Here is a 22,972-nt window from a genome sequence, read left to right as displayed (position 1 = left end):
GAACCCACCGATCTGCATGATGCCCGGCGACCCGTTCGAGTAATTCCGCCTACTCGTTTCCGCCCTCAACCGCGCCGGACATCCACTCGAACTGCTCGCGGAGCCGGCGCTCGCCGGCCTCGGTGAGCGCGTAGAGATCCTGTATTCCTTCAGTGCGCTTCTCGACGAACCCCGTATCGACCAGCGCCGACAGCGAGCCGTAGAACGCCTTCGGCTCGATGTGCTCGTCGTAGCGGGACTCAAGTTCGGACTTCACCCGCTGGCCCGGAAGCTCCCCCTCCGCCGCGAGAACGATACAGATGTCCCGTCGGCGCCCGCTCTGTAGCCACTTCGCCATACCGCCGGTTAGCGGTGCCGTCCTCTCGAAGATTTCGGTCGGGCCGGGACCGACACGTTGGCGTTCCCCCACGCCCACCGTCCGGCATGGACGGCGACCCCGACGACCGAGGCGGGAGCGAACGCGTCGACACGGAACGCGAGTCGAACGGCATCGTCGCGACGTACGCCGAGACCGAGACCGAGCGGCTCCTGACGTTCGAACGCGACGGTCGGACGGCCGCGGTCGCCCAGAACCGCGACGGCTACGCGATGGTGGCCGTCAGGACCGCTCGCGAGGGCGAGGAACTCGAGCGCTACTACGGGTTCGAGATGGCCCTGGACCACGTCGGCGAACGCCTCGGGGTCTCTCCCCGCGACCTCCCGGTTCCCGACCCGGCCGCGGACATGGGGATGTGAGCCGGGGCGGGTCGGTTCGCGAGGGCACGTCCGCTCGAGGTACGGCCCGGTGATCGAGCCGAACCAACCGACGTCGCGAGATCGAGGGGGACCCTAACGGTTTATGCGCGCGAATTCGTTGAGGTTTCACATGAACACGTTCGAAGGCTACCGGCGGGGTGACGGCACCGTCGGCGTCAGGAACGTCGTCGCCGTCATGCCCCTGTCGGTCGCGGTCAGCGCGGTCGCCGCCCGGATCGCCGAGGAGGGACCCGACCGGGTCCATGCGACCCCCCACCAGCTCGCGGCCGACGCGCCCGAGGCGACCCTGGAGCAAACGAGACGGGTCCTCGAGGGCGTCGCGACCAACCCCAACGTCGGCGGCGCGTTGCTCCTCAAGCTCGGTACCGAAGCGGTCGACGGCGAGCGGGTCGCGGATGCGGTCGCCGCGGCGGGCCGGCCGGTCGAGACCTTATCGATCCGGGAGGAAGGTGGGACGGCCGCGGCAGTCGCCGCCGGGGAGGAGATCGTCGACGATCTGGCTACGGAGACCGCCGGCGCCCGCCGAGAGCCCGTCGACGTCTCCGAACTCGTCGTCGGCGTCGAGTGCGGGGGCAGCGACGCGACCAGCGGGCTCGCCTCGAACCCGGCGGTGGGAGAGGCCTGCGACCGGCTGATCGAGGCGGGAGGAACCGCCTCGTTCAGCGAGACCCCCGAGTTCATCGGCGCCGAACACGTCCTCGCCGAGCGGTGTGCGAGCGAGGCGGTCCGCGAGAAGTTGCTCGCGTACGTCGAGCGCCGCGAGGCCGCCGCCGAACTGATGGGCGCCGACCTCCGGGGCGCCCAGCCCTCGCCCGGAAACCAGGAGGGCGGTTTGACGACCATCGAGGAGAAGAGCCTGGGCGCGATCGCGAAGGGCGGGACGACCCCGATCCGGGACGTCGTTCCCTACGGCGCAGACCTTCCGACGGGCGAGGGACTCGTCCTGATGGATACCCCCGGCTACGACGTCGAGAGCGTCACCGGCAAGGTCTCCGGCGGCGCGCAGGTGATCGTCTTCACCACCGGGCGGGGGAGCACGACCGGCAACCCGATCGCACCCGTGATCAAGGTCTGTGGCAACCCCGAGACCTGGGAGCGGATGGGCTCGAACATGGACGCGAACGCGAGCACGATCGTCACGGGCGGAGACGACCTCGAGACCGTCGGCGAGCGGATCTACGGGACGATCCTGGAGACGGCGAGCGGCCGGCGGACCGCCGCCGAGGTCCGGGGACTGCGGGAGTTCGCGATCAACGAGCTCCAGCCCAACGAGCTCGGATACTTCGAGGGCGAGCCCGACCCCGCGGAGGCGGGCGGCTCGTGAGCGACGACCGTAAGGCGATCGTCCTCGACGGGACCGATACCGTCGCGACGATGCTGGAAGGCGGCGAGGTCGGCCACTCCCTCGCGGTGGAGGGGGACGTCGAACTTGCCGAAGAGATCCCCTTTGGGCACAAGGTCGCCCTTCGAGATCACGAGCGGGACGAGGCGGTCCGGAAGTACGGCGAGGCGATCGGCGTCGCGACCGAGCCGATCCGGGCCGGCGAGTGGGTCCATACCCACAACTGCGACAGCGCGCGGGGGAGAGCCGACGGAGCGAACGCGGACGCGGCGGCCGGAGGGGGGCGGTCATGAGCACGGCGGACGCCCGAACCGCCGAGAACCGCCGGGAGCCGGGTATCAGGGACAGGGTCCTGATCCTTCCGTCGGTCATCTGCTCGCACGAGGTGACAGAGGAGATCGCAGACCGGGTCCCCGGCGCGGTCGCGACACCCCACGACCACGGCTGTGCCCAGATCGGCCGGGACAACGACCGGACCGCACGGACCCTGGTCGCGATGGGCGACCACCCGAACGTCGCCGGCTGCGTCGTCGTCGGGCTGGGCTGTGAGCACGTCCAGAGCGACGCCCTCGCCGGCCGGATCGCCGACCGGGGCGTCCCCGTCCGGGAGCTCTCGATCCAGAGCGTCGGCGGCACCGACGCCTGCCTCGAGGAGGGAGTCGCGGCCGCCGAGGAGCTTCGGGCCGACCACGCCGTCGAGAACGGCGGGCCGGACCTCGGCGATCTCACGGTCGGCGTCGTCAGCACCGACCTCGCCGAGCCCACCGTCGGGCGGGCCGAACCGCTGGTCGGCGAGTTCGTCGACCGCGTCCGGTCCGCCGGCGGGCGGGTCGTCGTCGCCGGAACCGAGCGCGTCCGGGCCCATCCCGACGCGGCCCGGGAGCGGTTCGTCGGAGACCGAGAGGCGATCGAGGAGCTCCTATCGGACCGGGGAGAACCCGCCCGAGCGCCCCGTGTGGCCCGCGAAGCCGGGGAGTACGCTCCGGCCGAGGTCGGTCGGCTGTGGGGCGAAGGAAGGATCGAGGAGGTCGTCGCCTACGGCGACCGTCCCGCCCCCGATTCCGGGCTGGCGCTCGTCGATTCGGCCTCCCGATTCGAAGAGGCCGCGACCGGAGTCGTCGCCGCCGGTGCCCATATCGTCGTCCACGTCACCGGCGACGGGATCCCGACGGGTCACCCGCTCGCGCCCGTCCTGAAGGTGTCGGCGACGCGGGCCACCCTCGAGGCGGTCGGCGCGGACATCGACGTCGACGCGAGGGAGACCGACGCCGCGGGACTCGCCCGGCGGGTCCGAGAGACTGCGGCGGGCGAGCCTTGCCGGGCGGAACGACACGGCGTGACCTCGTTTGCGATCGAGCGGGCCGGGCCGTCGCTGTAGCGTTCGACCGGTCGGCACCGATATCGGCCGGACGCCTCGAACGACGGCAGCCGCCTCCGGGAGGGCTGGCTTTATGATACTCCCCGCCGGTCGTCGCGTATGGCACCGACGATCACGCGCATCGAGAGCCGCGAGTTCGAGTACCCCTTAGAGGACCTCGCGACCGACCAGCACGGCTTCAACCTCGTCTACGAGCCCGGCGAGACTACCTGGCGGAAACTGTTCGCCATCCAGATCGAGACCGACGAGGGCGTCACCGGCGAGTACGTCGGCGGGAACTCCCCCGGCGCCGCCCAGGTCAACATGTTCGCCGACTACCTCATCGGGAAGAACCCCTTCGACCGCGAGAAACATTGGTCGGAGATCAAACGCGCCCTCCGCAAGTACGACCGCATGGGCATCGGCCCCATCGACATCGCCCTCTGGGACCTCGCGGGCAAGTACTACGACGCCCCCATCCACGAACTCCTCGGCACCTACCGGACGGAGATTCCGGCCTACGCCTCGACGTACCACGGCGACGAGAACGGCGGGCTCGACTCCCCCGAGGCGTTCGCGGAGTTCGGCGAGGAGTGTCTCGAGATGGGGTACACCGGCTTCAAGATCCACGGCTGGGGTGGCGGCGACGCCAGCCGCGACCTCGGCCGCGAGATCGAGTCGGTCCACGCCGTCGGCGAGGCGGTCGGCGACGAGATGGACCTGATGTTCGATCCCGCCTGCGAGTACGAGACGTTCGGCGACGCCCTCAAAGTCGGGAAGGCGCTGGACGAACAGGACTTCTTCTGGTACGAGGACCCCTATCGGGATGGCGGGATCTCCCAGCACGGCCACAAACGCCTGGGCGAACACATCGAGACGCCGATCCTCCAGACCGAACACGTCCGCGGGCTCGAACCCCACGCCGACTTCGTCGCCAACGGCGCGACCGACTTCGTCCGCGCGGACCCCGAGTACGACGCCGGCATCACCGGCGCGATGAAGATCGTCCACATGGCCGAGGCGTTCGGCCTCGACGTCGAGTTCCACGCGCCCGGCCCCGCCCAGCGCCACTGCATCGCCGCCACGCGAAATACGAATTACTACGAACTCGCGCTGGTCCACCCCGAGGCGCCCAACACCCAGCCGCCGGTCTACGAGGGCGACTACTCGGACATGATCGACACGATCGACGACGAGGGGAAGATCTCGGTCCCCGACGGTCCCGGACTGGGCGTCTCCTACGACTGGGAGTACATCGAGGACAACGCCACCGGCTCGGTCCACGCCTACGAGTAGGTGTCGGAGATGAGCTACACGGCAGGCATCATCGGCACGGGCGGCATCGCAGGGATGGGCATCCTCGGGATGCACGACGCCGAGGAGATCGGCCAGACAAAGATCGAGGCGAGCCACGCCGGCGGGTTCGACGCCACCGAGGAAATCGAGCTCGTCGCGGTCGCGGACGTCGACGAGGGAAAACTCACACGCTTCGGCGAGGCCTGGGAGATCCCCGACGACCGGCGCTACGTCGGCCACGACGCGATGCTCGCCGCCGAGGACCTCGATATCATCTCGGTCTGTACGCCCTCCTACCTCCATCACGACCACGTCGTCGACGCCGCCCGCTCGACGGCGGACCCGTCGCTGATCTGGTGTGAGAAGCCCATCGCCTCGCAGGTGAGCGACGCCGAGGAGATGGTCGACGTCTGTGCGGACACGGAGACGGAACTGCTGGTGAACCACTCGTTCCGGTTTACGGACAAGCTTCAGCAGCTCCGACAGTTGATCCACGAGGAGAACTTACTAGGGGAGATCCGGTCGGTAAGCACTCAGTTCCGGATGGAACTGCTGCGGAACTCGACACACCTGCTGGACACGCTGGTTTACCTGCTCGACGCGCGCGCGGAGCGGGTTTCGGGGTACATCACTGGCGAGAACGAAGCCGTCGAGAGTCTCGAGGCAGGCGAACAGGTTGACGATTCGGGCGGGGGCGGGTTCGTTGTGATGGACGACGGTACGTTCGTCACCGTCGACTGCACGCTTCCCCGGGAAATCTCCTCGATGACGTTCAACGTCGTCGGCACGGAGGGAAAGCTCTACATGAACAACGACGACGGCGAGTGGCGCTACTGGAGTCTCGAGGACGGCGACCACGTCGAACGGCCCCTCCCGGGAATCGAGGGCGCCTGGACGTGGGACGACGACTATCAGCGCGCGTTCGCGAACGCGGCCGCCCACATCGTCGACGTCCTGGAGGGCGAGGCCGAAAACGGCTCGACCGGCGAGGAGGCGACGCGCTCTCTGGAGATCATCATTGCCTTCTACCTCTCTCACTACACGGACGGACAGGTCGAGATTCCGCTGGCGCGCCCGCTCCGGGACGTAACCGTCACCTCCTGGTAGCTCGAGTCCGGTCCCCGAACCGCGCTCGCGATCACCGGAATTCGGGCGCGACCTCGTCGGCGAACAGCTCCATGCCTCGAGTGTCGGGAAAGTCGAGGAACATGAGCTGGAGTTTGCCGAAGCCGAGTTCCCGAATCTCCTCGATCCCCTCGGCGACTTCGGCGGGCGTCCCGATCAGCATGCTCCCCTTCTCGCGGGCGTCTTCTATGTCCTCCAGTTGTTCGTCCATGTCGGACTCCTCGCCCCAGGGCAGCGGGAAGATCCGATCGACGTACTCATCGACTTCTTCCTGGTCTTCGCACACGAGGACGTGGGCGAGCCACGACCGGTCGATCTCTGCGGGGTCGCGCCCGGCCTCCTCGGCGTACTCCTCGAACTTCTCTACCTTGAACTCGATGGGTTTGCCACGTGCCCGGGCGCTGATCTCGACGTTCCACTCGTCGGCCTCGCGGGCGATGAGCCGGAGCATTCGAGGCCCCGCGCCGCCGATCACGATCGGCGGGTGAGGGTCGGAAACGGGTTTGGGCTCGTTGAGCGCGTTCTCGATCTCGAAGTGAGAGCCATGAAAGGTCGGCTTGGGCTCGGTGAACATCGTCCGGACGACCTCGACTCCCTCCTCCAGCATGTCGACTCTGGTGCCCACGTCCGGGAAGTCGAACCCGTAGGCGGCGTGTTCGGCCTCGTGCCAGCCCGCGCCCAGGCCCAGCCTGAGACGGCCCTCCGAGAGGATATCGGCCGTGGTGGCCATCTTCGCGAGCAGGGCGGGGTTCCGGTAGGTGATCGACCCCACCAGGGGGCCGATATCGACGTCGTCGGTTCGTTCGGCCAGCGCCGAGAGGAGCGTCCAGACCTCGTACTCCTCGGCGCGGGGACCGAGCATGAAGTGGTCGGGCGCCCACAGCCCCTCGAGGCCGACGTCGACGGCGGTATCGACGCCCGACATGACGGTCTCGCGGTCGAGTCGTTCGAGCAGCGGCGCGTCGCGGTGGACGCCGTCGCCGGCGTAACACTGGACCATCCAGTCGAACTGCATACCCGACCTCCGGAGCGCGGGTCGATAAGGCTGGGGGCCCCAACGAGCAGAGGGCCGTGGGAAAAACCGCCGACGCTAAATACGCGGAGCCGAACCTCTAGCCAACGGTGGCACCGACCGACTTCCCCCGTCCGATCGGAACACACGAACGGTTCTCGCGGCTGCTCACAGCGACCGCGGTGGGGGTCTACCTCCTCTTGATCGTCGGCGCCACGACCTCGCTGACCGACGCCGCCGCGGCGTGTTCGACCTGGCCGGCCTGCTCCCCGCCGACGGCGCCGGGCCAGACAGAACTCGCCGTCGCCTGGGGCCACCGGCTCGCCGCCGTCGTCGTCGGCCTCCTGGTCGCCGCCTCGACCGCCGCCGCCCTGCTGGGGCGAGCCTCCGGCCGCGTCCGGGCCGCCCTGCTTTCGGCGACCGGGCTCTACGCCCTCCAGGTCGGCGTCGGCGCCGTCACCGCGACCCTCGGCCCGGACGCAGTCGCGCCGGGACTCCACCTCGCGCTCGGCGTCGTCATCTTCGCGGGCGTCGTCGGCGCGCTCGCCTGGGACCTAGAGCGGGCGACTGGCACCGACGATCGGATCGACCGGCCCGCAGAGCCCATCGCCGGCCCCGACGAGCCGACCGGCACCGCCGCGGACGCCGGCAGCGTCGACCGTTCGGCCGTCGGACGCGCCCGTCGGACCGCCTGGGCGTACTTCAAGATGACCAAACCCCGCCTGATGTGGCTGCTCTGTCTGGTCGCCGCCGCCGGGATGGCCCTGGCCGCTGGACCCGCTCTCGAGGCCCGGACGATCGTCGCGACCCTCGGCGGCGGCGTGCTCGCGATCGGCGCCTCCGGCACCTTCAACCACGTCCTCGAGCGCGACGTCGACCGGCGGATGTCCCGCACCGCAGACCGGCCGCTGGCGACCGAACTGATCCCCGTTCGGAACGCGCTCCTGTTCGGGCTGGCTCTGGCGGCGGCCTCGATGACCGCCTTCCTCACCGTGAACGCGCTCGCGGCCGCGCTGGGCCTGGCCGCGATCCTCTTTTACAGCGTCGTCTACACCCTCCTACTCAAGCCCCATACCGTTCAGAACACGGTCTTGGGGGGTGCTGCGGGCGCCCTGCCGGCGCTGATCGGCTGGGCCGCGGTCACGAACTCGATCGGCGCCCCGGGGCTCGCGCTCGCGGGCGTGATCTTCCTCTGGACGCCCGCGCACTTCTACAACCTCGCGCTCGCCTACAAGGAGGACTACGCCCGCGGCGGCTTCCCGATGATGCCGGTCGTCCGCGGGGAGACCGTCACCCGAAAACACATCCTCTACTACATCGGCGCGACCCTGCTGGGAACGATCGCGCTCGCCTGGATCACCGATCTGGGGACCCTCTACGCCGCGACCGTCGTCGTCTTCGGGGCGATCTTCCTCCTGGCCGCCGTCTCGCTCCATTTCGAGCAAAGCGAGGCCGCCGCGTTCCGGTCGTTCCATGCCTCGAACGCGTTCCTCGGGGCGGTCCTCGTCGCCGTCCTGATCGACGCGCTCGTGCTCTGATACGTTCGGAGACGAGACGAGTCAGTGAACGTCAGTCGTAATGCGTTGTTACGACTGAACGGGAAATCGTTGTCTCCGACCGTATAAGTCGGGACCACGCTTATTTTCCGCCAGCCCCTTCCGCTAGGCATGAGACCCGCGAAGAACGTCGGCGGACTGGATCGAACCGTCAGAGGCGTCCTCGGCACCTCGCTGGTCGTCGCCGCCCTCGTGGCCATCCTGGCAGGGAGGCGGACGGCCGGCGTCCTCGCGGTCGTTGCGGGTGCCGGTCTCCTCGTCAACTGGGCGACCGGCTTCTGTGGCGCGAACGCCCTGCTGGGAATCGACACCTGTTCCGACTCCGAGGAGTCCTGACGCGCGTCGTCAGCGCGCCTCGTCGATCCGATCGAACTGGTCGTCAGAGAGTTCGAGTTCGACCGCGCCGACGTTCTCGGCGAGCTGGTCGGGCGAGCGCGCGCCGACGATCGGGACGCAGGTGAACTCGCGCTGGTCGATCAGCCAGCGCAGGGCGACCTGGGCGGGCGTCGCGTCGAGTTCGTCGGCGACCGCCTCGACTTCCTCCAGGACGGCCCAGTCGCTCTCGTCGACGGACATCCCGCTCAGACTGCCCCGGGAGCCGTCCGGCGAGATCACGTCGTTGGGGTCGTCGCCCGCGCGCTCGTACTTGCCCGTGAGGAAGCCGCCCTCAAGGGGCGAGTACGGACAGACCGCGAGGTCCTGATCGCCACAGACGTCGAGATAGTCGCTCACCTCGTCGTAGTAGATGGCGTTGACCCGGGGCTGGGTGACGTCGAAGCGCTCGAGTCCTTCGCTATCCGACTGCCAGAGCGCCTTCGTGAGCTGCCAGGCAGCCATCGTCGAGGCACCGAGGTAGTTGACTCTCCCCTCGCGGACGAGATCGGTGAGGGTTCGCATCGTCTCGACGATCGGGGTGTCGTCGTCCCAGCGGTGGATGTAGTAGAGGTCGAGGTAGTCGGTGCCCAATCGGTCGAGGGTGCCCTCGATCTGGGCGCGGATGTGCTTTCGGCCGAGCCCCGAGTCGTTCGGACCGGGCTCGCCCCAGCCGTCGAAGGGAAAGTAGACTTTCGAGGCGAGCACGTACTCCTCGCGGTCGTGGTCTTCGAGCCACTCGCCGATGTACTCCTCTGCGGTGCCGTTGGGGTCTCCGTAGACGTTTGCGGTGTCGATGAAGTTGATTCCCTGCTCGCGGCAGGCATCGAGGATCTCGTGGGCCTCCTCGCGGTCGGTCTCGACGACGCCGTCGGTCTCCTTGCCGAAGCGCCAGGTACCATAACAGAGCTGCGAGACGGCCAGACCGGTCTCGCCGAGGGTGGTGTACTCCATGCGAGCGGGTTCGCCTGCCGGCGGTAAAAGCCGCCCGAACCCAGGCGCCTTTACCGGAACTCGGGCATCACGTTCTCGGCGAAGAAGTCGATGAACTCCTCCTGGTTGTCGCCGATCTGGTGGACGTAGACGTGGTCGTAGCCCGCGTCGATCGCGGTCTCGATGCTCTCGACGTAGGGGTCGGGGCTCGGCTCGGTGATCGTTCCGCCTTCGGCGACGTCCTCGCGGTCGACCATCTCCGCTGCCTGTTCGAAGTGTGCGGGCGAGGGGAGTTCCTGGGCGAGTTCGCCGGTGATCGCGCCGTTGGGCCAGACATCGTACACCGTATCGATCGCTTCCTCCTCAGTGTCCTGATAGGAGCCGTGGAGTTGGGTGTAGGCCGGACCCTCTCCACCGGCGTCCTCGTAGGCCTCGACGACCTCGGCCTGGGGACCCGAACACCACAGCCCTTCGCCGTAGTCGGCGGCCATTCGTGCGGTCTGGGGACCGAAGGCGGAGACGAGCGTCGGGATCGGCTCGTCGGGGACGGTAAAGAGCTTCGCGTTCTCGACGGTGTAGTGGTCGCCGTGGTGGCTGACCTCCTCGCCCGTCCAGAGGTTTCGCATGACGTCCATCGATTCCTCGAGCATCTCGAGGCGGACGTCGTGTTCGGGCCACCGTTCGCCGACGACGTGTTCGTTCAGGTTCTCGCCGGTGCCGACGCCGAAGGTGAAGCGGCCGTCGGCCATCTCCGCGATCGTGGCGACCGCGTGGGCGACGTTGACCGGATGGATCCGGACCGTCGGGCAGGTGACGCCGACGCCGATGCCGACCTCCTCGGTCTCGCGGGCGATGGCACCCAGCGTGGACCAGACGAAGGGGGACTCGCCCTGGGCCGACACCCACGGGTGGAAGTGATCCGAGATCGAGACGAAGTCGAAGCCGGCCTCCTCGGCACGGACGGCGTTGTCGACCAGTTCGTCGGGGGCGTGCTCCTCGCTCGAGAGCGTGTAGCCGATCTCTACCATGGGGTCGGCTACGGCGATCCGCTCCGTGGGAGTTCGCCTTGCGTGAGCCTGCGCGGTGCCCGACGAACCGAACCCCTTACCCGCGGGCGGTCGGTAGCGCCCGTATGGACGCGGGAGACGCTGTCGTCGTCGCCGAGGACCTGCGGAAGGCGTACGGGGACCATCTCGCCGTCGATGGGGTGTCGCTGTCAATCCGATCGGGGGAGGTGTTCGCGCTCATCGGCCCCAACGGCGCGGGGAAGACGACGCTGATCCGGGCACTGACGGGGACGACCCGCCCGGATTCGGGGTCGGCGACGATCCTCGGAACTGGCCCCGAGGCGGTCGATCGCGACCGGATCGGGGTGCTCCCCCAGTCGTTTTCGCCCCCCGAGCGGCTCACTGCTCGGGAGCTGCTCGCCTACTACGCGGGACTGTACGACGACGCCAGGGAGCCCGACACGGTTCTTCGGGAGGTCGGCCTCGCCGACGCCGGCAACACGCGATACGAGAACCTCTCGGGGGGCCAGCAGCGCCGGCTCTGTGTCGGCACGGCACTGGTCAACGACCCCGACGTCGTGATCATGGACGAGCCGACGACGGGGATCGACCCCGCGGGCCGGCGCACGGTGCGGGGACTGGTCGACTCGCTTGCGGCGGGCGGGACCACGGTTCTGGTCTCGACTCACGACATGGCCGAAGCCGAAGGGATGGCCGACCGCGTCGGCCTGCTCGCCGACGGCGACCTCGTCGCCTGTGACCCCCCCGAGACCCTGATCGCGGAGTACGCCGGCGAGAGCAGGCTGGTCGTCGAGACGGACGCCACCCTCGAGGGAGTCGACTACCCGACGAGGACGGTCGCGGGAGGCGTCGTCGTCGAGGGCGTCGACCCCACGGGGATCGGCGGCGTCGTCGCCGCCCTGGAGGAGCGGGGAATCGAGTACACCGGGATCGCCTGGAGCGAACCCGATTTGGAGGACGTCTACATGGAACTCGCGGGGGAGGTCGAGGGCGTTCGAACGGGGAGAAGTGGCGAAGTCGGCTTCGACGAGGCGGACGTCGGTCCCGCCGGAGCCGGGACGGGAGGTGAGTCGGCCCGATGAGCCGCGTGGGACGCCTTCGCGCGGAGATCTCGGCCGGCTGGCGGTCGTTCGCCCGTCGGCGGACCGCGGTCTTCTTCACGTTCCTCTTTCCGGCGCTGCTGATCGTCATCTTCGGCGCGCTGGTCCGGACCGATCCGGGCGGCGGGGGGCTGTTCGCCGAGCCGCCGGCCTACTACGTTCCGGGCTATCTCGCGGTCGTCGTTCTCTTCACTCCCCTCTCGCGGCTGGGCAGCGAGGTCGCACGCCACCGCGAGGGAAACCGTTTCGAGAAGCTCGCGACCACCCCGCTCACCCGCGGGGAGTGGCTGTTCGCCAGTACGGTCGTCAACGCGGCGATCATCGGCCTCGCGAGTCTGCTCATCCTGGGTCTCGTCGTCGCCCTCACCGGCGCCGGGATCGCGTTCTCTCCCCTGCTGGTACCCTACGTCGTCGTCGGCGTCGTCTGTTTCTGTGGCGTCGGCGCGATGCTGGGCAGCTACACCGATTCCCGGGACGGCGCCGTCGCCGCGAGCAACGCGATCGGGCTTCCGCTGCTCTTTCTCTCGGAGACGTTCGTCACCGCGGCCCAGCTTCCGGGCTGGTTCGAGCCCCTGATGGCGCTCTCGCCGCTCACGTACTTCGCGCGGGGGGTCCGGGCTGCGACCGCACCCGAGGTCGCGGGCGGGGGCGATCCGACGGTGAACCTGCTCGTCCTGTCGGCCTTTGCCGTCGCCTTCTTCGCACTCGGCGCGCGGTCGATCCCACGGACCGACTAGCGGTACTTAGACGGGGAGGACCGTCACCGGGTGGAACTCGTAGCCGTACACGTGGTTCAGGAGGACGTAGGTCACGACTCCCAGAAAGAGACTCAGGATCCACGAGCCCGCGGCGATCCGGCCGACCTGGGCGTGGGCCGTGTTTCGCAACTCGGCCGGCGTGTGGCTGAGTCCGAGGACGAGCGCGTAGAGGACGACCGGGACCGCGACCACCGACAGCAGGATGTGGACGGCGAGCATCCCGAGGTAGGCGTACCGTGCGAGATCGGGGGCGCCTGCGATGTACTTCTCGCCGCCGCCGCCGACCCGGAGCAGGTAGACGACGAGGAAGGCGAGGATCAGGACGAACGCGCCGACCATCGCCAGCCGGTGTTTGTCTACCTCGCCCCGGCGGATCCAGTACCAGCCGGCGACGAGCAGGAGGGTCGCCGCCGCGTTGATGACTGCGATCGCGTGAGAAAGCAGGTTCACCTGGGCCTCGGTCAGGTCGGGGTAGATCGGCAGGTCAACGAGGAAGGTGCCGATCACGAGCGCGTAGCCGACGACCGTCAGCAACAGGGTGACGCCGAGAGCGTGCTCGCGGAGCCGCCGTCTCGCTGTCGCAATAGCCATTATCGGGGGTTGGGACGGGTCCCGTATCCGTGTTCCCCTTCGGACTCACTCCGCCGGCTCGACCGAGACCGTCCCCTCGGCCGTGACGCTCACCGTGTACCCACAGAACCGGAAGGTGACCGAACCGTCGAGCCGGCCTGCGCCGTTTGCCCGCGGCGCGAACAGCGCGTCTAGCGCCCCGGGATCGACGACCTCGTACAGCGTCTCGTACTCCGGCGGCGCCAGTTCAGTCGGCTCTACGCCCTCGCGGTCGGCGACCGCCTCGATGATCGCCTGGCTCGGTTCCATCCGGCCGACTGATCGGGTCGATCGGCCCCCCTCGTCCATACGTACTGGCTCACTCGAGGCGGGAGGATAAGTGTGTCCTTCCCGGCTCGTCGGGCAGAGGAAACGGTGTGCCGATCGATCGTCCCGGCGGAGGCGGATCGCGATCGACGGTGGGCTGGCTTCCTTGTTCTCACTCGAGACGGATCGCCGGCTTCCCCGGTCGGGCCTCGTCGGCCAGTTCGCCGCCCTCGCCCCGACGGACCGTCACCTCGGCGCCGAACTCCTCGCGGACGAGCCAGGCGGCCTCTCGCAGGACCGCGAGTTCCCGCTCGGGCTCGAGGCCCGGATCGACCCCTCCGCTCTCGACGACCGAGGCCGCGTACTCTCGCACCCGCTCGGCCTCGATCCCGAGGCCCTCCCCGGCCAGCCGCTCGGCGACGGTCGCCGGATCGCCCGTCTCGCGGGCGAGGTCCGCCACGCGGTGGGTCCAGTCGGGCGCGACGACGATCTCGACGCTGTCGGGCTCCGGCCGGTCTACGACCGCCGCGATCTCCCGGACGTCGTCGGTCGTTCGATCGACCAGCCGGCGCTCGCGGCGGGCGCGGTCGGCCCCGCGCTCGACGGCCGGCTCGGGCCAGTCGCTCCCGGCGACGAGGCCCTCCCCCCGGAGCTTGTTCCAGCACTCCTCGGCGACGTAGGGGGCGAGCGGACCGATCAGGCGGGTAACGGCGAGCAAGGCCCGCCGATAGCTCTCCTCGTGAACCGGTCCGTCGCCGTGATAGCGCCCGAGAAGCCGGACGAACCGCCGGATCTCGGCGACCGAACGGTGGAACCGGACGCGTTCGTACTCGGCGGTCACGATCTCGATCGTCCGGTCGGTCTCGCCGTCGAGGTAGTCGTCCCTCGGCTCGCGCTCCTCGCGGACGGTCGCCTCCTCGACGAACTCGACGACCGTCGAGAACAGGCTCTGCTGGAGGTCGTAGGCCGATCCGACGCCGTCGGCGGTCCACTCGAAGTCCTGTTCGGGGTGGGCCCCCGATAGCAAGAACAGGCGGGTCGTCTCCGCGCCGTACTCGTGGGGTGCGACGACGTTGCCCGTCGAGGTCGACATCTTCTCGCCGCCGTGGAGCACCGTCCCCTGGGTCACGAGACGCTCGAAGGGCTCGGGATCGTCTACGAGGCCCATGTCGGCGAGCGCACGCATGACGAACCGGGCATACAGCAGGTGGGCGGTCGCGTGCTCGTCGCCGCCGACGTAGAGATCGACCGGCATCCACTCGCGGGCGGCGTCGGAATCGAACGGCGCGTCGGGGAGGTCGGGATCGAGAAATCGCAGGAAGTACCACGAAGAGTCGACGAACGTGTCCATCGTGTCGGTCTCCCGGCGGGCGTCGGCGCCACAGTCAGGACACTCCGTTTCGACGAACGACTCGACCGCCTCCAGCGGGTTGCCGGTCGTCTCGACGAACTCCGGCAGTTCGACCGGAAGCTCTTCTTCGGGAACGAGCACGGGGCCACACGACTCGCAGTGAACCACCGGGATCGGCGTCCCCCAGTAGCGCTGGCGGGAGATCAGCCAGTCGCGCAGTCGGTAGGTCGTCGCCGGCTCGAACGCCTCCCGCTCGAACAGCGCTTCGCGGGCCTCGGGCCGGGCGAGTCCGTCGTACTCCCCGCTGCCGGTCAGCACCTCCCGCGATTCCTCGCCGCCCGCTCCCTCTCCGACGATCACTTCCTCGAGCGGGAGGCCCTGCTCACGCGCGAACGATCGGTCGCGGTCGTTGTGTGCGGGAACGCCCATCACCGCGCCCGTGCCGACGTCGGCGAGGACGTAGTCGGCGACGTACACCGGAAGCTCCTTGCCGGTCAGGGGGTGGATCGCTCGCGCGTCGGTCCGGTAGCCCCCCTCGCGGGCGTCGCGGTCGCGCTCGAGGAAGTCGGCAAGGCCCGGGTCGTCGGTCGCGAGTTCCGCCGCGAGATCGTGGCCCGGCGAGAGCGCGAGGAAGGTCGCGCCGTAGACCGTTTCGGGCTCCGCGGAGAACGCTTCGACGGTGCCGTAGTCGGGGACCCGAAACGCGATCCGGGCGCCCTCCCGGCGGCCGATCCAGTTGCGCTGGATTTCTCGGACGCCCTCGGGCCAGCCTGGGAGGTCGTCGAGCCCCGAGAGGAGGTCGTCGGCGTACTCCGTAACCCGTAGGAACCACTGGTCGAGTTCCCGGCGCTCGACTGCGGTTCCACACCGCCAGCAGGTGCCGTGGCGCTGGTCCTGGTCGCTGCCCCTGTTCTCGACGCTTCCCGACTCGCTGACGGACTCGACCTGGGCATCGGCGAGCACCGTCTCGCAGTCGGGACACCAGTTGGCGGTCGCCCCCTCGTAGGAGACCAGCCCCTCCTCGAAGAACCGCTCGAAGAGCCACTGGTTCCAGCGGTAGTACTCCGGTTCGCAGGTCGTGATCTCCCTCGACCAGTCGTAGCCGAAGCCGAGCGTCCGGAGCTCCTCACGCATCCGCGAGATGCAGGCCCGCGTCCAGGACTCGGGGTCGGTGTGGCGCCGCTCGGCGGCGTTTTCCGCGGGGAGGCCGAAGGCGTCCCATCCCATCGGGTGGAGCACGTCCTCGCCCTGCATTCGGCGATACCGGGCGCAGGCGTCCGCGATCGCGTAGTTGCGGACGTGTCCCATGTGGAGGGTCCCCGACGTGTAGGGAATCATCCCCAGCACGTAGGTCGGGTCGGTCACGTCCTCGGGAAGCGCATAAACGTCCTCGCGATCCCAGACGTACTGCCAGAACTCGCGGGCCTCGGCGGGGTTGTACTGTCTCGTCATCCCGGCTCTTGGCTCACCTGGGTGGGGCGTCCATATCACTGTTGGGCCCGGGTTGACATCCCCCGCGCCGTAAACGACGTGGAATCCCGACCGCCGTTGGGATATTACGGTTTACAGTCCACGACCTGTTCTCGCGGGGCGAAACGGCCCTCACTACAATCGAACAGATGGACTGAAGGCTGTGCCAACCAGCCGTTACTCCTATCCTGCGAAGGACTCGGAGTTACTTTTCGCCGAATGTTCTCCGCACCGTTCACGTCCGCGTTCGCCACCGTATCGCACTCTTCACAGACATACAACCCGCGCTCGACGCGCTGGTCGCCGTCTTTCGTCCCACAGGCGGAACACGTCTTTGAGGTATCGCGTTCGGACTCCACCGTCACGTCGATCCCCTCGGCTTCCGCCTTGTAGTCGAGTATCGACGTGAAGCGGTCGAACGCCCACCCGTGAAGATCGAGGTTTCCGTGTGTGCCCCAATTTCGGGAGTCCCCGTTCTCGTCGTCTCGGATATCACCGAGGTCTCCTATGACGATCGTTCCGACATCTCTCTCGACGCACTCCACAACGATGTGTTTTGAGAGCGTATGGAGGAAGTGAGTTCGGCGTTCGGTACGCTTCCGATCCAGCCGAAGCCGCTCGTGCGACCGACTATCGTCACACTTTGCCTTCTTTCGTCCGAAGTAGTATTCGTCCTCTTTCAGCGCGTTACCGGGGAAGAGGATCGACTCACCGCCGAACGAAAGCGCGGCAACGTTCGAGATACCGAGGTCGATCCCGGCAGTCTCCTCACCGGGTGGTTCGGGATCAATCGTCGTTCGGCAGACGAACTGAAGCCGCCACTCGCCGTACTTGTGGACGGCCCGGACCTGTTGAATGTCCCACTCGGAGAGGTCTACGTCGGGACGTAGCCCGTACTCGCACAGCACGAAGTCCGAGCGATGTTCCTTCAGGTTTCGTCCTTTCGAGAGGCGAACGCGGGTGAACTGTGCATCATGCTTGAAGCCAGCCGCTTTGAACGACACGGTAGAACGTGGGTGCGAATCGCCGCGTTTGCGGTAGCCGGGCGGTCGGGCACGGCTCTCGCCGCTCCGACGCTTCCTGAACCAACCGTTGAACGCTTCAGCGAGTTCCTCGAGAACGCGCTGACTGGATTGAGAATGAAGATCCGTATAGCGTTCGTGGCCTTTGAGATCGGATTTGAGTTCCCCGTCATCGGGGATCTCGCCCGTATCGTCCCACTGTTCGTGTGCGTAGTAGCGACCGACGTTCCAGAGTTTCGACGCGGCCCGTCCGAGTTGATCGAGGTCGTCACTCACCTGCCCTGGGTTGGTGATTGACGCTTCGAAAGTTCGGTGGATGCGCATCGATTTCTGGCTTCATAACCAGTTATGGACCTCGAGAACTTACTACTACCGATCCAGTATAGAATATCCGGCCATGCAATAGGCGGTGGATTGTTGCAGCAATTGACGGCGCGTATCCACGCCCCGGAGTAATTGGCGTAACCTTTGCACGTCCAAGCTCTGCAAACTGCGTCTCCTCGTCCCGTCGGTCCCAGCCTTGACGACCACGTGTTCAAACGTTACGCAGACCACTCAAGGGCGTGGATACGCGCCTGTTCAGCGTATAAACGAGCGGCCTGCAGGTTCCGAAAGGCCTAATCGCGCGCTCTCCTGAAGGTCGGTCAATGAGCCAACAGCTGCCGGACGTCCAGGCGACGGCACCCGACGTCACCGTCGGGCTGAGCCAGGTGGGGGTCACCGGCGTCGAGAAACTGGTCAAGATCGCCCGTAACGGGAAACGGCCGATCGTCCTGATGGCGGAGTTCGAGGTCTTCGTCGATCTGCCCTCCTGGCGCAAGGGCGCCGACATGAGCCGGAACATGGAGGTCATCGACGAGGTGCTCGAGGCGGCCACCCGCGAGGAGGCCTACCGGACGGAGGAAGTCTGTGGCGACGCCGCAGAACGCCTGCTGGAGAAACACGACTACACGACGAAAGCCGAGGTGTCGATGGAGGCCGAGTTCGTCCGCCGCGAGCGGACGCCCGCGACCGACCGCGAGACCCAACACACCGTCGACATCCTCGCGAGCGCGACCGCGACCGAGGAGGGCACCCGCGAGGAGATTGGCGCCCGCGTCGTCGGGATGACGGTCTGTCCGTGCTCCCAGGGGATGTCCGTCGCCCGCGCGAAACAGAAGCTCGAGGACTTGGACGTTGCGGAGGGAAAGATCACGGAGTTCTTAGACGAGATTCCCCAGCCGGGTCACTCCCAGCGGGGCCACGCCACCCTCACCGTCGAGGCCGACGGCGACCCCGACGTCGATCTGAACGACCTCATCGACGTCGCCAGAGACTCGATGAGCGCCCGGATCTACAACCTGGCGAAGCGGCCCGACGAGGACCACATGACCTTCGACGCCCACAGCGACGCCAAGTTCGTCGAGGACTGCGTACGCTCGATGGCCGAGGGCGTCGTCGATCGGTTCGACGGCCTCGCCGACGACGCCGTCCTCACGATGAAACAGTCCAACGACGAGTCGATCCACCAGCACAACGCCCACGCCGAGCGCGTCGTCGAGATGGGGACCCTGCGAGCAGAAGTCAACGGCGACTAGACACCCCGGACGAATCGACGAGCGTCGAATCTATCGGTCGAGTCCTCGTGCCATCCACATCAGAAGGAGAATCACGCTCAGGCTAATACCGATTCCGACGCCCGCGAGTTGGGGACCCGAAACCGCGAAGTCGCCGAAGAGCGGTGGTATTCGACTCGCTCCCCAATAGATCAGGACGAACACCACAGCGAGCCCTGTAAACACCAGTTCGTAGTCGAACCACGTTTTCAACCCCTCCCACGAGGGCATGTCTCGTCTATCACTGGCGAAACGTCATACTCTTTTGGGAGATCCACACCTGTAGGTGGCGTTTCCCACAATGCCGTTGGAACGAATGGCCCGTGGAGATACCAACTCTAAAAGGAAAGCGGCGTCGCCTCCTCCCACCGGGGCCCGAACTTCCCGTAGACGTCGGCGGCGAACTCGGGGTCCTTCAGGTCGATCATCCCGAACGCCTCGCCCGATCCAAGCGGGTTTGGGACCTGGATACAGACCTCGACGCCGTCGACGATGGTAAAGGACCCTCGGACGTCGGGGCTCGTCCGGACCGCGAAGTCCGCACGCTCCTGGAGGGCCTCGCGATAGCGCCGGCCGACGGTCTCTGGAAGCGAGTCGACGAGCTCCCGGCTCATCAGGATCTCGACCGTGACGCCCCGATCGAGGGCGTCCTCTAAGTGGGCGAGTGCGTCCTCGCCCAGGGTTCGGATGTCGAGCTGGGGCGAGGGATCGACGGCGACCATCACGATGTTGTCGTCGGCCGCGGCGAGCCGTTCCAAGAGGAGGTCGGCGGTCTCCTCGGGGCCGACCGTGGCGGTCCAGAACTCCTCCTCGATCGGTTCGGCGGCCTCTAGCTCCGCGGAGAGCTCCTCGACCATCGCCTCGTAGCGCTCCTCGGTCTCGCTCAGTTCGCGTCGCTTGTCGTCGAGCAGGCGCTCGAGGGCGGTGTCGGGTTCGACGGCGACGTACTTCTTCGGGCGGCTGGCGGTCTGGCTCCGGACGAGGTTGTACTGTTCGATCGCGCCCAACACGTCGTAGATCCGGCCCATCGGGACGTCGCTGGCCCGTGACAACTCCTTTGCCGTTGTCGGACCGGTGTTCAACAGGGCGCGATAGGCCCGCGATTCGTACTCCGAGAGCCCGAGATCCCTGAGACTGGCCATACCGGGACGTCCGCCCCGTCGAGTATAAACGCTGTGGTAGTTTGATTCACTCGAACAGCGCCGAGACTCGACTCTCGAGTTCGGCGGGGGTCGTTGCCGGCTCGGCGACGCGGTCGCCGTACTCGACGACCGCGGTGTCGCTCTCGACGTCGGCCCGGGGGACGACGAGTTTCTCGTGGTCGGCGAGGCGGAAGGCGGCCCGATGGAGGTCCGATCCCGCGTCGGTGCCGACCCGGATAACGAGCCGGTCCCCCGTGAGGCGGGCGACGGCGGCGGCGTAGCCCGCGGCTTCGGGACCCAGACGGTCGCTCGCGCCGGCAAACGCCGAGAGCGTCTCCCGGGCGACCTCGCGGTAGCGGTCGTCGCCAGCGAGGGTCGCGAGGTCGAGGCAGGCGTCGGCCATCCAGACGTTGCCCTCGAGCGGGCGAAGCGGACGGTCGAGCAACCCCTCGCCCTCCCGGGGGCCGTCGAGGAACGACTCTCCCTCGCGAAGGGCCTCGATCGTCCGGTCTGCGACCTCTCGAGCGGGCGCTACGGTGTCGCTTCCGAGCACGCTTCGGGCGGCGAGCAGCGCCCGACAGACCCGGGCCTGGTCGGCGAGCAGGAGCCGGGGGGACTCGGTGTCCGTCCGCCACGGCGGCGGGTCGGCCTCCCCGCCGTCGTGGCCCCCCTTGCGCGTCGGCTCACGATACCGGACGACTTCTCCCCCGTCGAGGAGCGACTCCCGGATCGTATCGAGGGCGCGTTCGGCGTACTGACGGGCGCGCTCGTCGTCGGTGTACGCGCCGTAGGTCAGCAGGGCCTCGACGGCGAGGGCGTTCGGGCCGGCGAGGACGGTCCGATCGACCGGTGGCTCGGTGGCTGCCTCCCGATCCGTGGCCGCCGCGGTGTACGCTTCGGGGTCGCCGGGCGCCTGGCTGGCGGCGAAGGCGTCGCCGGTCCACAGCGTCGTCGTCAGGTACTCGATCGTCCGTTCGGCCGGCAGGCGATACTCCTCGCGGCCGGTCGCGAGGTAGGCGTTCGAGAACGCCCTGACGAGGGCGGCGTTCGTGTCGAGGAGCTTCTCGTGGCGGAGACCGGACCAGTCGGGCTCGCCCGCGAAACGGTGGAAGCCGCCCTCGTGGTCGTCGAGCAGGTTCGCGCTCACGGCGTCCAGCGAGCGGGTCGCCATCGACCGGTCGCGGGCGAGCGCGAACTCGAGGGCCTCCGGCAGCGGGAACTTCGGCCCATCGCCCCAGCCGCCGACGACCTCGTCGTAGGCGTCGGTGAGGGCGACGAGCATCCCCGTCTCGATCGCCTCCGAGAGCTCTCCCGAGGGAGGCTCCTCCCCGGCGAGCGCCCGCGGGATCCGTCCGGCCTCGCGGCCCTCCTCGTCCCACATCGTCCCGACTCGCTCTACGACCTGCTCCATCCCGTCGGGGCCGAGATAGCCCGCGCCGGTGAGCAGGGAGCCGTCGGGCGACAGAAAGACCGTGGAGGGGAAGCCGCCCATGTTGTACCGGTCGCGGACCCGCGGGCGCCGGTCGACGTCGACCCTGACCGGGACGAACCGCTCGTCGATCGTCCGGGCGATCGACTCGACGGCGTAGGTCTCCCGGTCCATCTCGTGGCAGTGGTCACACCAGGTCGCCGTCAGCGAGAGCAGGAGGGGCCGGTCGGATCGCTCGGCCTCGACGAAGGCGGCCTCCCCCCACGGGCGCCAGTCGACCCGGCTCTGGTCGTCCATGCCGGAGGGTCGGTCGTGGCGGGCGTAAGGCCTTCGTTCGCCCGTGGGATCGCCCGGCGCGTCCGACCGGTCGAACCCGTGTCGGACGTAAAGGGTTTTCATCCCCCGGACGCTACCGCAGGGTATGCTCCGGTGGATCCTGGCGTTGTTGCTCATCCCCTTCCTCGACGCCGTCGTGCTCGCGGTCGTCGTCAGCCAGACCACCTACGTCGGCTGGGTTGGGATGGTGTTACTGGTCGTCCTCACTGGCCTGGTCGGGATGATCCTCGTCCGGGCGGAGGGCCGGCGGACGATCCGCAAGATCCAGCGCTCGCTCGCCGAGGGGCAGCCGCCGACGAACGAACTCTTAGACGGCGCGCTCCTGATCGCCGCAGGCGCCTTCCTGCTCACGCCGGGGCTCGTCACCGACCTGATCGGATTCTTGCTGGTCGTCCCGATCACCCGGGTCCCGATCCGGATGGGCGTCAAACGGTACGTCGTGACTCCCTATCTCGACGAGAAGACCGGCGGGTTCACGAGCGGCGCCGTCTGGACCTACGGCTTCCCCGGCGGTGGCGGCACCGACGCCGGGGGCCAGGCCGGTCGGACGGGCACGGGACCGGGCCCGGACGCCGACGACGGTGGGGACACCGTCGATCTCGGCGACGACGACTACTCCGTCGAGGGGGAGTCGTACACGGTCGACGTCGAGGACCCTTCCGACGGCGACCCGACTGACGACGGCGCCGACGCCCGATAGTCGACGGGGGAGAAAGAAACGTTTAAACCCGACAGCCGGCAAGGGGGAGACGCGCGGGCCAATAGCTCAATTAGGTTGAGCGCCACTCTGATAAGGTGGAGGCTCTCGGTTCAAATCCGAGTTGGCCCATACTTCTGTTGGACGACGGCTATACACAGTATAGAGCGGTGAATTAAAAGCATCTACCGGTCAAACGGTTTCAGTTCACCTACTCAGTAAGTGCAGTGCCTTCCGTCTAGGGATTTGCGTCAGTTGAACCAATTGAAGGCGTCATAGGCCATTGAGCCGCAACCAACCATCAATGTAGTTGGATAGGTCTATAACTTATAAGATAGTATAAACATTATCACACAGGGCTCTATTACTACTAAGTCAGAGGTTTGCTCAATAACTCAGTAAATAAGATACCGCCCAGC

The 22,972-nt window shown here is 67.7% G+C and carries 22 protein-coding genes and 1 tRNA gene; 13 read left to right on the top strand and 10 right to left on the bottom strand.

Annotated elements, in window-relative coordinates; translation table 11 throughout:
* Positions 1 to 49 precede the first annotated feature (49 nt).
* Positions 50 to 337: a PadR family transcriptional regulator gene (locus tag LCF40_RS10950; RefSeq protein WP_224828499.1), complete on the bottom strand. Its 288-nt coding sequence runs from the start codon at positions 335 to 337 to the stop codon at positions 50 to 52.
* A gap of 86 nt (positions 338 to 423) precedes the next feature.
* Between LCF40_RS10950 and LCF40_RS10945 the strand changes: the two genes are divergently transcribed.
* The 6 genes from LCF40_RS10945 (at position 424) to LCF40_RS10920 (ending at position 5,858) form a co-directional block, all read left to right on the top strand.
* Positions 424 to 735, top strand: coding sequence for a DUF7111 family protein (locus tag LCF40_RS10945; RefSeq protein ID WP_224828498.1), 312 nt, complete (start codon positions 424 to 426; stop codon positions 733 to 735).
* A 130-nt stretch (positions 736 to 865) separates the two neighbouring features.
* Positions 866 to 2,080 carry a UxaA family hydrolase gene (locus LCF40_RS10940; protein WP_224828497.1) on the top strand — a complete coding sequence of 405 codons (1,215 nt, stop codon included), beginning with the start codon at positions 866 to 868 and terminating at the stop codon, positions 2,078 to 2,080.
* A 50-nt stretch (positions 2,081 to 2,130) separates the two neighbouring features.
* A complete protein-coding gene (locus LCF40_RS10935; protein WP_263623666.1) occupies positions 2,131 to 2,391 on the top strand; it encodes a UxaA family hydrolase in 261 nt (86 codons plus the stop codon).
* Positions 2,388 to 3,476 carry a UxaA family hydrolase gene (locus LCF40_RS10930; protein ID WP_114578979.1) on the top strand — a complete coding sequence of 363 codons (1,089 nt, stop codon included), beginning with the start codon at positions 2,388 to 2,390 and terminating at the stop codon, positions 3,474 to 3,476. The genes LCF40_RS10935 and LCF40_RS10930 overlap by 4 nt, the downstream gene beginning before the upstream one ends.
* A 99-nt stretch (positions 3,477 to 3,575) precedes the next feature.
* Positions 3,576 to 4,751, top strand: a complete 1,176-nt coding sequence (locus LCF40_RS10925) for a mandelate racemase family protein (protein WP_114578980.1) — start codon at positions 3,576 to 3,578, stop codon at positions 4,749 to 4,751.
* Between the two features lie 9 nt (positions 4,752 to 4,760).
* Positions 4,761 to 5,858: a Gfo/Idh/MocA family protein gene (locus LCF40_RS10920; RefSeq protein WP_224828495.1), complete on the top strand. Its 1,098-nt coding sequence runs from the start codon at positions 4,761 to 4,763 to the stop codon at positions 5,856 to 5,858.
* Between the two features lie 31 nt (positions 5,859 to 5,889).
* Here the strand turns inward: LCF40_RS10920 and LCF40_RS10915 are convergent, their stop codons facing one another.
* Positions 5,890 to 6,891, bottom strand: a complete 1,002-nt coding sequence (locus tag LCF40_RS10915) for an LLM class flavin-dependent oxidoreductase (RefSeq protein WP_114578320.1) — start codon at positions 6,889 to 6,891, stop codon at positions 5,890 to 5,892.
* A 107-nt stretch (positions 6,892 to 6,998) separates the two neighbouring features.
* Between LCF40_RS10915 and LCF40_RS10910 the strand changes: the two genes are divergently transcribed.
* Together LCF40_RS10910 and LCF40_RS10905 are read left to right on the top strand one after the other, a co-directional pair.
* Entirely contained in the window at positions 6,999 to 8,426 is a 1,428-nt protein-coding gene (locus tag LCF40_RS10910; protein ID WP_224828494.1) for a heme o synthase, read from the top strand.
* A 129-nt stretch (positions 8,427 to 8,555) separates the two neighbouring features.
* Positions 8,556 to 8,780: a YgaP family membrane protein gene (locus LCF40_RS10905; protein WP_114578318.1), complete on the top strand. Its 225-nt coding sequence runs from the start codon at positions 8,556 to 8,558 to the stop codon at positions 8,778 to 8,780.
* 9 nt (positions 8,781 to 8,789) lie between these two features.
* Here the strand turns inward: LCF40_RS10905 and LCF40_RS10900 are convergent, their stop codons facing one another.
* Both LCF40_RS10900 and LCF40_RS10895 read right to left on the bottom strand, forming a co-directional pair.
* Positions 8,790 to 9,770, bottom strand: a complete 981-nt coding sequence (locus LCF40_RS10900; protein ID WP_224828493.1) for an aldo/keto reductase — start codon at positions 9,768 to 9,770, stop codon at positions 8,790 to 8,792.
* A 50-nt stretch (positions 9,771 to 9,820) separates the two neighbouring features.
* A complete protein-coding gene (locus LCF40_RS10895) occupies positions 9,821 to 10,777 on the bottom strand; it encodes a TIGR03557 family F420-dependent LLM class oxidoreductase (protein ID WP_224828492.1) in 957 nt (318 codons plus the stop codon).
* A gap of 104 nt (positions 10,778 to 10,881) precedes the next feature.
* Here LCF40_RS10895 and LCF40_RS10890 point away from each other — a divergent pair, with 104 nt between their 5' ends.
* A complete protein-coding gene (locus tag LCF40_RS10890) occupies positions 10,882 to 11,859 on the top strand; it encodes an ABC transporter ATP-binding protein (RefSeq protein WP_224828491.1) in 978 nt (325 codons plus the stop codon).
* Positions 11,856 to 12,614, top strand: coding sequence for an ABC transporter permease (locus tag LCF40_RS10885; RefSeq protein ID WP_224828490.1), 759 nt, complete (start codon positions 11,856 to 11,858; stop codon positions 12,612 to 12,614). Before LCF40_RS10890 ends, LCF40_RS10885 begins: the two co-directional genes overlap by 4 nt.
* A gap of 6 nt (positions 12,615 to 12,620) precedes the next feature.
* Here LCF40_RS10885 and LCF40_RS10880 read toward each other — a convergent pair whose 3' ends face one another.
* The 4 genes from LCF40_RS10880 to LCF40_RS10865 form a co-directional block, all read right to left on the bottom strand.
* Positions 12,621 to 13,226: a DUF420 domain-containing protein gene (locus LCF40_RS10880; RefSeq protein ID WP_224828489.1), complete on the bottom strand. Its 606-nt coding sequence runs from the start codon at positions 13,224 to 13,226 to the stop codon at positions 12,621 to 12,623.
* Positions 13,227 to 13,271: 45 nt separating this feature from the next.
* Positions 13,272 to 13,553 (bottom strand): DdfA family disk-determining factor, encoded by a 282-nt coding sequence (ddfA, locus tag LCF40_RS10875; RefSeq protein WP_114578312.1) that lies wholly within the window; start codon positions 13,551 to 13,553, stop codon positions 13,272 to 13,274.
* Positions 13,554 to 13,683: 130 nt separating this feature from the next.
* The gene (gene leuS / locus LCF40_RS10870) at positions 13,684 to 16,314 is read right to left on the bottom strand and encodes a leucine--tRNA ligase (protein ID WP_224828488.1); all 2,631 of its coding nucleotides are present in this window, start codon (positions 16,312 to 16,314) and stop codon (positions 13,684 to 13,686) included.
* Positions 16,315 to 16,418: 104 nt separating this feature from the next.
* The gene (locus LCF40_RS10865; RefSeq protein WP_224828487.1) at positions 16,419 to 17,678 is read right to left on the bottom strand and encodes an RNA-guided endonuclease InsQ/TnpB family protein; all 1,260 of its coding nucleotides are present in this window, start codon (positions 17,676 to 17,678) and stop codon (positions 16,419 to 16,421) included.
* A 323-nt stretch (positions 17,679 to 18,001) separates the two neighbouring features.
* On the opposite strand from LCF40_RS10865, the gene mptA reads away from it, so the two are divergent.
* Positions 18,002 to 18,931, top strand: coding sequence for a GTP cyclohydrolase MptA (mptA, locus tag LCF40_RS10860; protein ID WP_224828486.1), 930 nt, complete (start codon positions 18,002 to 18,004; stop codon positions 18,929 to 18,931).
* 356 nt (positions 18,932 to 19,287) lie between these two features.
* Here mptA and LCF40_RS10855 read toward each other — a convergent pair whose 3' ends face one another.
* Together LCF40_RS10855 and LCF40_RS10850 are read right to left on the bottom strand one after the other, a co-directional pair.
* Entirely contained in the window at positions 19,288 to 20,091 is an 804-nt protein-coding gene (locus LCF40_RS10855) for a TrmB family transcriptional regulator (RefSeq protein ID WP_224828485.1), read from the bottom strand.
* Between the two features lie 46 nt (positions 20,092 to 20,137).
* Entirely contained in the window at positions 20,138 to 21,817 is a 1,680-nt protein-coding gene (locus LCF40_RS10850) for a DUF255 domain-containing protein (RefSeq protein ID WP_224828484.1), read from the bottom strand.
* Positions 21,818 to 21,941: 124 nt separating this feature from the next.
* Between LCF40_RS10850 and LCF40_RS10845 the strand changes: the two genes are divergently transcribed.
* Both LCF40_RS10845 and LCF40_RS10840 read left to right on the top strand, forming a co-directional pair.
* The gene (locus LCF40_RS10845) at positions 21,942 to 22,556 is read left to right on the top strand and encodes an FxsA family protein (protein WP_114578307.1); all 615 of its coding nucleotides are present in this window, start codon (positions 21,942 to 21,944) and stop codon (positions 22,554 to 22,556) included.
* A gap of 55 nt (positions 22,557 to 22,611) precedes the next feature.
* Positions 22,612 to 22,685: transfer RNA gene (locus tag LCF40_RS10840), tRNA-Ile, on the top strand.
* Positions 22,686 to 22,972: the final 287 nt, after the last annotated feature.

The organism is Saliphagus infecundisoli, assembly GCF_020177375.1.
GTDB classification, from domain to species: Archaea; Halobacteriota; Halobacteria; order Halobacteriales; family Natrialbaceae; genus Saliphagus; species Saliphagus infecundisoli.
The sequence above is the reverse complement of the archived record's forward strand: the minus strand, read 5'-3'. Positions and strand labels throughout refer to the sequence as shown.